The organism is Erythrobacter sp. CCH5-A1 (genome assembly GCF_001557115.1).
Classification (GTDB): Bacteria; Pseudomonadota; Alphaproteobacteria; order Sphingomonadales; family Sphingomonadaceae; genus Erythrobacter.
In genome coordinates this window covers 1-9,276 of record NZ_LSKQ01000169.1, presented here as the reverse complement: position 1 = coordinate 9,276, position 9,276 = coordinate 1, and the positions used below count along the sequence as shown (strand labels likewise).

At 63.2% G+C, this 9,276-nt stretch carries 17 protein-coding genes; all 17 read right to left on the bottom strand.

All coding sequences use genetic code 11. The annotated features are described in order from the left end of the window. Positions 1 to 107 precede the first annotated feature (107 nt). The 17 genes from AX708_RS20435 to AX708_RS09340 all read right to left on the bottom strand — a co-directional run bounded on the left by AX708_RS20435 (position 108) and on the right by AX708_RS09340 (position 9,126). Positions 108 to 359, bottom strand: coding sequence for a hypothetical protein (locus AX708_RS20435; RefSeq protein WP_155647028.1), 252 nt, complete (start codon positions 357 to 359; stop codon positions 108 to 110). Positions 360 to 397: 38 nt separating this feature from the next. Further along, positions 398 to 928 carry a hypothetical protein gene (locus AX708_RS09415; RefSeq protein ID WP_155647027.1) on the bottom strand — a complete coding sequence of 177 codons (531 nt, stop codon included), beginning with the start codon at positions 926 to 928 and terminating at the stop codon, positions 398 to 400. Positions 929 to 992: 64 nt separating this feature from the next. Next, positions 993 to 1,181: a hypothetical protein gene (locus AX708_RS09410; protein WP_066528928.1), complete on the bottom strand. Its 189-nt coding sequence runs from the start codon at positions 1,179 to 1,181 to the stop codon at positions 993 to 995. A gap of 62 nt (positions 1,182 to 1,243) precedes the next feature. After that, a complete protein-coding gene (locus tag AX708_RS09405) occupies positions 1,244 to 1,588 on the bottom strand; it encodes a hypothetical protein (RefSeq protein ID WP_066528925.1) in 345 nt (114 codons plus the stop codon). A gap of 16 nt (positions 1,589 to 1,604) precedes the next feature. After that, positions 1,605 to 1,850, bottom strand: a complete 246-nt coding sequence (locus tag AX708_RS09400; protein WP_066528923.1) for a hypothetical protein — start codon at positions 1,848 to 1,850, stop codon at positions 1,605 to 1,607. Between the two features lie 58 nt (positions 1,851 to 1,908). Continuing rightward, the gene (locus AX708_RS09395; protein WP_230960642.1) at positions 1,909 to 2,244 is read right to left on the bottom strand and encodes a single-stranded DNA-binding protein; all 336 of its coding nucleotides are present in this window, start codon (positions 2,242 to 2,244) and stop codon (positions 1,909 to 1,911) included. Between the two features lie 747 nt (positions 2,245 to 2,991). Then, the gene (locus AX708_RS09390) at positions 2,992 to 3,720 is read right to left on the bottom strand and encodes a hypothetical protein (protein ID WP_155647026.1); all 729 of its coding nucleotides are present in this window, start codon (positions 3,718 to 3,720) and stop codon (positions 2,992 to 2,994) included. 51 nt (positions 3,721 to 3,771) lie between these two features. After that, positions 3,772 to 4,182: a hypothetical protein gene (locus AX708_RS09385; RefSeq protein WP_066528914.1), complete on the bottom strand. Its 411-nt coding sequence runs from the start codon at positions 4,180 to 4,182 to the stop codon at positions 3,772 to 3,774. Continuing rightward, a complete protein-coding gene (locus AX708_RS09380; protein ID WP_066528908.1) occupies positions 4,169 to 4,444 on the bottom strand; it encodes a hypothetical protein in 276 nt (91 codons plus the stop codon). Before AX708_RS09380 ends, AX708_RS09385 begins: the two co-directional genes overlap by 14 nt. Positions 4,445 to 4,554: 110 nt before the next feature. Continuing rightward, entirely contained in the window at positions 4,555 to 4,803 is a 249-nt protein-coding gene (locus AX708_RS09375; RefSeq protein ID WP_066528906.1) for a hypothetical protein, read from the bottom strand. 140 nt (positions 4,804 to 4,943) lie between these two features. Then, a complete protein-coding gene (locus AX708_RS09370; protein ID WP_066528904.1) occupies positions 4,944 to 5,396 on the bottom strand; it encodes a DUF736 domain-containing protein in 453 nt (150 codons plus the stop codon). A 196-nt stretch (positions 5,397 to 5,592) separates the two neighbouring features. Further along, on the bottom strand, positions 5,593 to 6,096 hold the full coding sequence (locus tag AX708_RS09365; RefSeq protein WP_066528900.1) for a hypothetical protein: 504 nt from the start codon (positions 6,094 to 6,096) through the stop codon (positions 5,593 to 5,595). A 127-nt stretch (positions 6,097 to 6,223) separates the two neighbouring features. Further along, positions 6,224 to 6,526 (bottom strand): hypothetical protein, encoded by a 303-nt coding sequence (locus tag AX708_RS09360; protein ID WP_066528898.1) that lies wholly within the window; start codon positions 6,524 to 6,526, stop codon positions 6,224 to 6,226. Further along, positions 6,523 to 7,686 carry a phosphoadenosine phosphosulfate reductase family protein gene (locus tag AX708_RS09355; protein WP_066528895.1) on the bottom strand — a complete coding sequence of 388 codons (1,164 nt, stop codon included), beginning with the start codon at positions 7,684 to 7,686 and terminating at the stop codon, positions 6,523 to 6,525. Before AX708_RS09355 ends, AX708_RS09360 begins: the two co-directional genes overlap by 4 nt. Next, positions 7,683 to 8,375, bottom strand: a complete 693-nt coding sequence (locus tag AX708_RS09350) for a hypothetical protein (RefSeq protein WP_066528892.1) — start codon at positions 8,373 to 8,375, stop codon at positions 7,683 to 7,685. The genes AX708_RS09355 and AX708_RS09350 overlap by 4 nt, the downstream gene beginning before the upstream one ends. A 24-nt stretch (positions 8,376 to 8,399) precedes the next feature. Next, positions 8,400 to 8,744 carry a hypothetical protein gene (locus tag AX708_RS09345; RefSeq protein WP_066528887.1) on the bottom strand — a complete coding sequence of 115 codons (345 nt, stop codon included), beginning with the start codon at positions 8,742 to 8,744 and terminating at the stop codon, positions 8,400 to 8,402. Then, positions 8,734 to 9,126 (bottom strand): hypothetical protein, encoded by a 393-nt coding sequence (locus AX708_RS09340; protein ID WP_066528881.1) that lies wholly within the window; start codon positions 9,124 to 9,126, stop codon positions 8,734 to 8,736. Before AX708_RS09340 ends, AX708_RS09345 begins: the two co-directional genes overlap by 11 nt. Between the last annotated feature and the right edge of the window lie 150 nt (positions 9,127 to 9,276).

Here is a 9,276-nt window from a genome sequence, read left to right as displayed (position 1 = left end):
CGCAGCCAGGGCCGCGGCGCGGGGCGCGCAGTAGAGCGCGGTCCCGGCCGAAGGTCGGGAGACGTTACTCCCTGCCTGGCTTGCCATACGAGTTGACGATCATGTTCTCATGATGTTCTACGTCGCTCATGGGAATGAAGCGTATCGACACAGTCGCCGATCTGGTTCGTCATGGGCTCAACGCGCAGATCGAATGCCTCAGATGCCGGCGTGTCGTGCTGGTCCCCGCGTCGAAGTTGCGCGATCAGTGCTTCGCCAAGTCGATTCCCATGAAGCTGGACATAGTCGCACAGCACCTGAGGTGCAGCTGCGGCCACCGCGGGGCGAAGATCGATGCCACGGGCGTAATTGTTGATCATGAACCGTGAACCGTGACTGTGAACCGGGGGTTTGCCGATCAGCTGAGGCTGTCGAGAACGTAATCCTCAAGGTCGCGCTCGATCTCGAGCAGCGTGTCGCGCGGCAGCGTAGCGAACCCCGGAGAGTTATCGCGTTCGCGTCCGTCGCTGTCGCGATCGAGCATGACGAGCGTTCGCCGCGCGCCCGAGAGTGGGTGGTCATTTTCGGTGCTCATGGTGGCAAACAGCCATGTGCAGCTCGCCCCGATGACCGCCAGTATCCGGTCGTCGACTTCGTCAATGGTGTCCATGAGGCAATCGGCATCGCGCAGATGCAGGTAGTCGAAGCTGGGGCGTAGCAGATCGACCTGCAGCGCGGAGAAGCCGCTGAATTGCCCGGCGTGGTCCGCGAAGTGATCGCGCGCATGCGGATCCCAGTAGGTCCATTCAGTGTGCGGCTTGTTCGCATCCTTGCACATGACCGGCGAGAGGGCGGCGAGAGCGCGCTGCTGGCATTCTTCGGCAGAGAGGTGCTGCCAGCTGACCATGACGAGACGGTCGCGGTAATTGGGCAATGGTTTTTTGCGCATGGTGACATCCTCTTTCGCGTGCTTCTCAGCAGGGTAGTGACGACTGGGTGATGTATGGGGTCGCTTAATGCTCCGTTGTTGCCCCTGGCTTAGGCTTCTCTTTGAGAATTGCCATTTCAAGGGCGTCTAGCAGACCGGCGTCGACGAGTGTTTTGACTTCCCCGGCTGTAAGCTCAGCGTCCGTTCCATTGATGAGGGCGATCGAAAGCTTCTTGAAGATTTCTGCGGGGACTTTCGTCGGGTCGAATGGCATTGTAGGATCCTTCTCTTGGTGTGCGTCGGGCGCGAAAGTCGCGAGATTTCGCGAGGATTACATCAGCGCCATTCGGGTGGCCACAGGATGTTGGTCGGTGGACTGGCGAACATCGGCTCGATCTGCTCACGATGGTAGCCTGCAAGGCCGCATCCGATCGGTGTGAGCTGAAATGTGAGGTCGGGGCGGGATCGCGCGAAAGCGAGGAAGGTGCCGACGTGGCGCGCGATAACAGCAAGCGGCAGTGTTCGCAGTTGCGCGTCCTTGCTGGGAATGGCGTAGCTGTTGCCTTGCAGACCGGTGCCCTGCCCGTAGATTGCGCCGCGGTGCAGACGTGCCCACAGGGCTGCGCCCTTGCCGTGGCGGCCGGCCAGATTGCTGCCAAAGACGAAGACAGGGTCGGTCACAGGGCGCTCCCCGGGATCAGAATGGCGTCGGCAGGGGGCGGGCAAGCACCTGGTCGGAGCCGCTGTCAGCGAGGTCGTCGCCGGACAGGTCGCGCCACGGCGCGAGGGGTCGATAGTCGGGCATGTAGCGCGCGGTTACGATTTCGTACTGGCAGCAGCTGTAGAACGATGGGCGCAGGGCGAGCACCGGACGTGTATTGGGCGGCAGCTGCTCGGCAGCGAAGGCGAAGCCTGCGTTGAGGATGGGCTCGAGCAATGACATGGTCGTTCTCCGATCGAAGCAAAGCGAGGGGCGGCACTGCGGTGCCGCCCCTGCGAGGTCAGATGAACATCACGTTCTCGGCGATGATCTCGGTGCCGTAGCGTTCGGTGCCGTCGGCGTCCTTCCAGCGCGAGTAGTGGATGCGCCCGGTTACGGCGAGCTGGTCGCCCTTCTTCTTGTGCTCGCGGAGCGGCAGCCCCATGCCATTGAAGACGGTGACCTTGTGGAATTCGGCGTCCTTGAGAGCGTAGCCGCTCTCGGTATCCTTCTGGACCTTGCCGTCGCGGATGACGGGCCGCTCGGTGACCAGGATCAGCTCGGTGATGCGGGTTTCGCCGGTGTCGCGGGCGACGGGGTCCTTGGCGAGACGGCCGACGAGATTGACGTTGTTCATGATAAAGCCTCCTTGTGGCCGGCGGCTCGTCCGCCGGTGCCCTTATCGAGCCTCGGCGGGAGTGGTGGGACACCGCGCGTATGCGCGGGAAACCTCGAAAATCGAGGTGGTGCGGGCAGCTCGGCTTGCCGAGCAACACGGTTCGCATTTTTGCAGGTTGGCCCTAACCGCGACCAGAGAGGCAGGGGCACTGGCGGCGGACGGGCTGTCGGGCACGAGGGGCCTTGATACGACTGAACATCGTCGATCTTGTCGTGCACAGTCGCGCCGGGATAAAGCCCGTTGCCTGCGACACCGGACAGGAACAATCCGCGTCGCCGGGCCCTGGTCAGCGGGCGGCCTGCCGCGGCGGCGGGCCGGGGATGCCGGGATTGGCTACGCCGGACGCGCGAATTTCACATGTCGCCAGCTTCGGCGTGGGGCCAGCCCTCGCGCGGGCACGAGAGGCGATCCCCTTGCCGTCATCGGGCTCCCCACCGCGCTGGAGGGCGGTGGCGGCACCGGACGTGGCGGCGCCGGTCATCGCATCGGGATCGTCTTGGTCTTCCCCATAGGGGTGGCATTCTGGTGATGGCCCTCGTTCGGCAAACAGTAAGCGGTTTTTCGGGAGAGCAGAGATGGTCGTCGGCGCCGAAGGCGGCGCATTATGTCTTCAGTGTTTCCCGAGAGCTCAGAGCGTGGTTCTGGCGGAAGCGATGAGACCGCGTGGTGCATCATCGAGGCAGCTGAAACGTGCTGCGCGGCCGATTACAGTCTGGCGCGCCGCCAAATGTCGCGCAGCCGCCCGAGTATCCCGCGCGGCACCTCTTCCTCGGGCGTATTCTGGATAAACTGCAAGACGTCTTTGATGGCGATGTGAATGTTGTCCTCGCGCAGGAGAATGCCCGCGGAGAGTTCAAGTTCGTTGAGAGCGCGGCGTCCGGCGGCTCGGTCGCCCCGGCCGAGAACGAATTCGTAGGTCGCATTGAGGGGGACGAGCGTGTCGGGGTCGAGATAGAGCAGCTCGTCGAGCGTCTCGGGGTCGGCGTAGCGCGCATCGTGTGAAGCGGGTGCAGCCAATTCTGCAATGGTCCGCATATCGACATCGAAGCCCGGAGTGCGCTTGCAGAGCGCCATAAATTTGCGGTGGTCGCCGAAGAGCGAGAAGGCTCTCGTGCCGCCGGTCAGGCGGTAATAGCGTTCGAGAAACTGGATGTCGGCATCGCTGAGGCCGAGATAGGCGATGACATCGTCGATTGTGTCTTTCGTGGAGCCCAAATGCACCGTGCCCGGTGGAAGGTCCCATTCCTTCCTCAGGTGTTCTGGTGGGCCGCTTTCCAGCAGAAACGCGGCTGCGCGTGTTGAAGAGAAGAGGTGGTTTGGAATCCGCGTGCCGTCTGATGCGCGCACCTCTCGCCAGTGTCTGGCGATGGCGAAGAGGAAGACGGCAATGCTGGCGGCCGTGGTTCGTTCGGTGGCAAGGTTGTCGTCTGGCATGGCGTTCTCCGGGGATAGAGAGGTTTGCGGACCTGCCGGGCGGATGTCTCGTCAGGGACGCAAGACGATGTCGCAGGTTCGTCCGTTCATCGCGGAAGCGATGTCATTGAGCAGCTGCCTTGAGGCACGCTTCTTCCGCATCAGGCTTCCGTCGGCTTGCGGCTCGATGTGCGGCCCGGCCCAGAGAAAGACATTCGCTTCCTCAAACACCACTTCGCTGGTGTCGTCGAGGCCCAGCGCGTTGCGTTCGGCGCTGCCGATCGCAACGCGCGCCCCGGTGGCTCCGGAGATGATCGGGAGCACCGCCACGATATGCAGGGACTCGATCGCCTGCACGTTCCAGACGAGGCACGGGTGAAGCGTGGCGCTTTTGGTCGGTCCGCCCTGATCCTTTTTCAGGAGATAGCGGAAGTCGATGATCGCGCCGGTTTGCGGCAGGTTCGCGGTGTCAGGCTGCATCATCGTCGTACCTTTCGGGCGAATGCGGGTGTGCTCCCAGACGGGCGGCGGTGAGATCCCTGATGATTTCGGCCATACCGCCTGAATGCATGGCGCGGCCGACCAGCGCGCGCAGCGATGCATATTCGTGGGCCGGCACGAGCACGACCGGCACACGGCCGTCTTGACTGATTCCAATCGAGCGGGTCGCAGCCGCGTTGAGCGCTTTCCGGGGGTTTTTCAGAAACGCGGCGTCCGCGATCGTTTCGGTGAATGGATTGTCCATGGAGGTTCTCCCTGTTGCGATGGTCGCGGCTCAGGATAGGGCGCAGTGTGCTTGATCGGCAATCTCTCTGAGCGGATTTTCCGTTAGGGAAGCGGCACTTGTTCGGCGTTTCAGGCGATTTCGATCCTGACCGTCTTGTCGAGCGTTGGCACGAAGCCGAGTGCGCTGAGCTCGTCGAAGGTCAGGTCGCGGTGCGTGCCGTCGGCTTCCTCGATTTCCCATGTGATCCAGGGCCGCACGCGTCGACCGTCAGCGAGCTTGATGCCGCCTATCGTGCCTATGGGTGTGAGTTCGATCGTTGCGCTGCCCGGTACTCCGGTGTGTTCGCGGACGTCGATTATAGCGGTGATGATGGTCATGGAGCGTCCTTTCGAAGGGCACGGCTCCGGGCCGTGCTTGCAAAAGAATGGGCCCGTCTCTCGGGGGGAGAGAGACGGGCCCGGAGGGGGCGCAAGGCGACCGGAGGACTGGGAGCCGCCTTGCGCTGGGGGAGCTGGTATCAGCCGGCGAATTCGGCGGTGGATTCGCCGAGACCGTCGCTCGCGGCGCCGCTGGTGCCGGTGCTTTCGTCGCCCATGTCGAAGGCCGGCATGTCGTCCTGCTTCGCTGCGAGTTGCGAGGCAACATCGCGGCGGCGCGTCGGGCGCGACCAGACGATGTTGTAGCTGCCGTCGTCCTGGCTGAAGGCCGAGATTTGCAGCGGGGCGGTCATCGACGGATCGTCGATCCGGCCGTTGAGGAAGGCCTCGCCGGTGTTGTTCGAGAACAGCTCGAACAGCGCGCCGACCTGGATCCACTTGCGCGCCGGCGTCAGGGCATGGATCTCGAAGCGCGGAGCCTTCGGATTGTTGCTGTTGACCGGCTTCAGTGCGATCGTCATCGCGACAGCCATGGTGTCAACGCGGCCGATGAAAACGCCGCTGTCGTTCTGCTTGATGGAACCGATGTTCATGATGCTTCTCCTGAGATTGCGTCTCGGACACCCTGTCCTCGACACCCTTCTCAATCCTCCTCCTCTCCTCGGCCCGCCTGCGGGACGAGCAGGCGCGCGGCCCCGCGCGCCCTCCATTGGCTGCGCCAATGGGATCGCTTCAGGGGCTCAGGCTGGTTTCAGGTGTGCCGTGCGGAAAGTTGCCCTGCAGAACCGCTCAGAGCGGGCGGTCGAGGAGTTTGCGTCTTGCGTTCGCGAGGATTTCGATGCTGCCCTGCAGGACTGTGCCTGCGTTCGACGCCGGGGTGGCCGCGGCAAGCGCGTTCCAGAATTCGGTCGAACGCGCCTCGGCAGCCTCGATCAGGGCAAGAACTTCGTCGCTGGTCAGTCGGTACTCACGCGAACAGGCCGGCAATTCGGATCGGAGCGTCGCGAAGTCAGCGAGGGCTTCGGGAACCGGAAATCCGTGGCGATAGGCCTCGTCCACCCCGGCCCGGATTTGCTCGGCGGTGTGACGGTCTTCAATGAGGATGGCGCTGCGCGATGTGCCCAGGAAGGGTTCGAAGGGCCCGGTGCGCGCGGTGATGGCGCGCGGCGGGTTGCCTGCAAGTGCGACGATGCAATCGGGGGCGATGACAAACACCGAGCCGTTAGCGAGTTCGCCGCTGTTGCAGGCGCGCAAGGCTGCGCCTGCCGTGTCGAAGTGATACACGATCTCCATGATGCGCCCCTTCAGATGAGTGGGTTTGAATCCAAAAACGATTGCAGTGCAAGGTCTTATTGTGCCGTAGCGGGACGTGTCCCGGAGGGGGACGCGCGTATGCGCGCTGGTGTCCTGAAGGAGCCGGTCAATCGGCTACAGACCGGTGACTCTTGGGCTTTGCCAGCCAGGCGCGGATGGCGCCCTGCTGGCGTTCGAGCTTGGCCGTCAGCGCACCGATCTCGTTGCGGCTCCGGTAGCGCAGATCTGCCAGCGCGGCTTGCCAGGCAGTTTCGTCGCTCTTGCGCCATCCGCTGTCGCCGCGGTGGGCCGCAGGTGAGATCACGGCGCGCCCCGCTTCTTCCCGCAGTCGCCGGTCAAGTTCTCTGAGGCGCGTCTTGGTCGCATCGCGGGCGGCGATCATCCGGCGATATTCGAGCGGGTGTGTCATGACCGGTCGTCCTCCTCGGAAGCTGGCAGGCCGTCCTTCGAGCGTCTTTGCGCGATCAGGTCCGCAAATCGTGCTCTGACCGCTAATCCCGTCGGAAACCTGTTTTGGAGTCCATGGCGCTGGAGGATGGGCGCGCGCGCCGCCGCAATGCAGGCGGCCTCGTCCGGTGTAGGAAGACGTGGCGGCCATCCCCGCTGAAAGCGGAGGTCAGGCGGCATTGTGCTTTCCAGCTGGCGCCGCTCGCATGCGGCATGCTTTGCGCGTTCGATGTCGGCAGCGAGGGTACCGGTCAGGAGGTGGGGCGCACTATCGGCGAGCCAGCGCCCGGGTTGAAACGAGAACGTCGAGCGTGCTTCCAGCGCAACGAGATGGACGAAGGCTTGATGGTTTGAAGGCGCTGATGATGCCGCCTGCTGGTCGGCGAGCGACTGCAGGACGCAGTAGCGGCACGAGAGGCGGCTCGAGCGGTAGCGGGTGTAGGCTTCATGCAGCGGGATGCCGTGAGTTTTGTGGAAGGCGAAGACATCGGCGGTTGCCCAGTCGATGACCGGATGCCAGATCAGCATTCGAGTGCCGGCGCGATTGCCTTCGGCTGCGAAGCGGCTGTCGCGCTTCCAGTCCGGTGCAATGGCCCGGGCGCTGCTCTCGTCACGGCGGATTCCGATGACCTGAATTATGGTCTCGCCTGCCAGCTGGCGGGCGAGGTAAGGACCGATGACCTGGGCTTTTTGCTCCGAGGTGCAGAACCGCAAAGATGCCGACGACCAGGGTCCGATCAGATTGTAGGTCGAGAGCTCTTCGTAGCGCGCCTTGCCGGACTCGTAACGCTGGTGCCAACGGTCGAACAGGTCACCGCTCTGGCGTTGCCGGATAGTGAGCGCGATGTCGGCTCTTGCAGCGATGGTTGCGATGGTTTCGGCGGTGCTGTCCCATTCGGCCCTGCCGAGGTCGGCATGGATGGCAATGCGCCGTTCACGCGGGTGGCCGAGTGCATCGAGCACGGGCATCGCGGCAAAGAGTGCGGCTGACGAATCCTTGCCGCCGGAGAGGTTGAACACAATCCAGGCACCTGCGCGGATGGCGGCCTCGATTGCGGGCGGCAACGCGATTGGCGGTTGGACGAGTGAAGAGCGGGCGCGGCATGCGTTTCGAGAACTCATGGCATGCCTGCCGGGCAAGCGAGCCATTCGGGTTCATCAAGCGCGATAGGGACGTCGAAACCGGCGGCCTCGGCTTCCGTGAACAGCGTTGCGGAAGCGAAATTGCCGAATCCGGCTTCGTTGTTCCAAAACAGCAGGCCATGCTCCGCATCGCGGGTCGTCAGCACAAGGCGGGCGGTTTCAGCATGGGGTTGAGCTGAGAGCGCATTGCTGACGATGGCGTGGGTGCTGTGATAGGCGATCCCGTCAGTCTTGATGATGACCGCGCCGCCGCCGAATTCGTCATTTCGAAGCTTGTCGCAGGTGTAAGCGTATTCGAATCCGATCGGCAGCGCCGATTTGGCACAGGCGAAGAGCAGGTTCGCCACCTGTTCGATGCCGAACTGGTCGCCCGAGAACGTCACAACCCTGGTGGTGTGATCTTGGCCGTCTTCGATGGTAATGGTGGCATCAAGGCACGGGAAGTCTTTGTCCGGGAAGATCGGCATGAACCCGGAGAACGGGTCGTCGCTGATCGGCGGAAAGGCATCGGCAAATGCCGGCCCAAGCGCGTTGTATGCCTCGCGCCGGTCTTCGCCTTGAATATCCTCCTCGATGGCATCGATGGCGGTTTCTGCTGCTGCGATCAGCTCGGCTTCAAACGCTGTGATGGTCACCGCGAATGCGGCATGGATATAGTTGTTGGCCATTGGAGTTGTCCTTGGATGGGCTGATTAGGCCGCCATGAGCGATTGCAGCGCGGGCTCGATCGCAAAGCCGAGCTGGCGGGCGAGAGTGACGGCTCGGGACATCGAAGCTGGTTCGACGCCGAGCGAGGTCGCAAGCTGGTCGAAGGTGTCCCCGGCCTTTGGGGCGACCTGATGCAAATGGCCGGGCTCGGCGGTGACCGCGAAAGGCCAGGTCATGGCGACGCCGACTACGGCCTCGTCCATTATCAGAAGCAGATCGCCGGTCGCGATGCGATCATCGGTTTGAACGGCGTCATAGGCATTGCCACTCGTTTCGAAGACATGGATCCGGTAGGGTACGAGGGCGAAACGCTCGCTGTCAGTCAGCATGATGCGACTCCTTGCCGTTCGGGCCAGCGACCGACGGATCAAGCCCCGGCGAGCCCTTGGGATTGGCGCGCAGCATCCACGCTTCGGGACGGATGGCGCGGGCCCAGTCAGCGAATGACGGGATATGGCCGAGATCCTCCAGCACATGTTGTTCGCCGATGAGGCGAACCGGAACGACGCGCCCGTCGCTGTTGGTTATGGTCTGGCCGAACAGCGCTTCGAGCATGAATATGCCTTCGGCATGGTGCCGCAGTGCACGGTGACGCGGGTCAGCGATGATCGCCTTGGACTGGTCGAACCAGTCGTGAAGCGGCCGGTAGTCGTCGACGCACCCGCCCCAGCGCTTCACCGATGAGAGCGCGTGATAGTAGCAGTGGGACATGGCTCAGCACTCCCATTCATAGGCAGTGCTGTCGTAGGAGACATATCGCGTGTTGTGGTCGTGTGTGGCGCGGCCGGCCTCGACATCGATGATCACCGGGACTGTAAGGAATTTTGTGCTTGGCCGTTATTTGTTAGGCCAATGGGAAGC

Excerpts from the sequence above, each read along its gene's own strand:
- AX708_RS20435 (WP_155647028.1), bottom strand. The coding sequence starts at position 359 with ATGATCAACAATTACGCCCGTGGCATCGATCTTCGCCCCGCGGTGGCC.
- AX708_RS09415 (WP_155647027.1), bottom strand. The coding sequence starts at position 928 with ATGCGCAAAAAACCATTGCCCAATTACCGCGACCGTCTCGTCATGGTC.
- AX708_RS09410 (WP_066528928.1), bottom strand. The coding sequence starts at position 1,181 with ATGCCATTCGACCCGACGAAAGTCCCCGCAGAAATCTTCAAGAAGCTT.
- AX708_RS09400 (WP_066528923.1), bottom strand. The coding sequence starts at position 1,850 with ATGTCATTGCTCGAGCCCATCCTCAACGCAGGCTTCGCCTTCGCTGCC.
- AX708_RS09395 (WP_230960642.1), bottom strand. The coding sequence starts at position 2,244 with ATGAACAACGTCAATCTCGTCGGCCGTCTCGCCAAGGACCCCGTCGCC.
- AX708_RS09390 (WP_155647026.1), bottom strand. The coding sequence starts at position 3,720 with ATGCCAGACGACAACCTTGCCACCGAACGAACCACGGCCGCCAGCATT.
- AX708_RS09385 (WP_066528914.1), bottom strand. The coding sequence starts at position 4,182 with ATGATGCAGCCTGACACCGCGAACCTGCCGCAAACCGGCGCGATCATC.
- AX708_RS09380 (WP_066528908.1), bottom strand. The coding sequence starts at position 4,444 with ATGGACAATCCATTCACCGAAACGATCGCGGACGCCGCGTTTCTGAAA.
- AX708_RS09375 (WP_066528906.1), bottom strand. The coding sequence starts at position 4,803 with ATGACCATCATCACCGCTATAATCGACGTCCGCGAACACACCGGAGTA.
- AX708_RS09370 (WP_066528904.1), bottom strand. The coding sequence starts at position 5,396 with ATGAACATCGGTTCCATCAAGCAGAACGACAGCGGCGTTTTCATCGGC.
- AX708_RS09365 (WP_066528900.1), bottom strand. The coding sequence starts at position 6,096 with ATGGAGATCGTGTATCACTTCGACACGGCAGGCGCAGCCTTGCGCGCC.
- AX708_RS09360 (WP_066528898.1), bottom strand. The coding sequence starts at position 6,526 with ATGACACACCCGCTCGAATATCGCCGGATGATCGCCGCCCGCGATGCG.
- AX708_RS09355 (WP_066528895.1), bottom strand. The coding sequence starts at position 7,686 with ATGAGTTCTCGAAACGCATGCCGCGCCCGCTCTTCACTCGTCCAACCG.
- AX708_RS09350 (WP_066528892.1), bottom strand. The coding sequence starts at position 8,375 with ATGGCCAACAACTATATCCATGCCGCATTCGCGGTGACCATCACAGCG.
- AX708_RS09345 (WP_066528887.1), bottom strand. The coding sequence starts at position 8,744 with ATGCTGACTGACAGCGAGCGTTTCGCCCTCGTACCCTACCGGATCCAT.
- AX708_RS09340 (WP_066528881.1), bottom strand. The coding sequence starts at position 9,126 with ATGTCCCACTGCTACTATCACGCGCTCTCATCGGTGAAGCGCTGGGGC.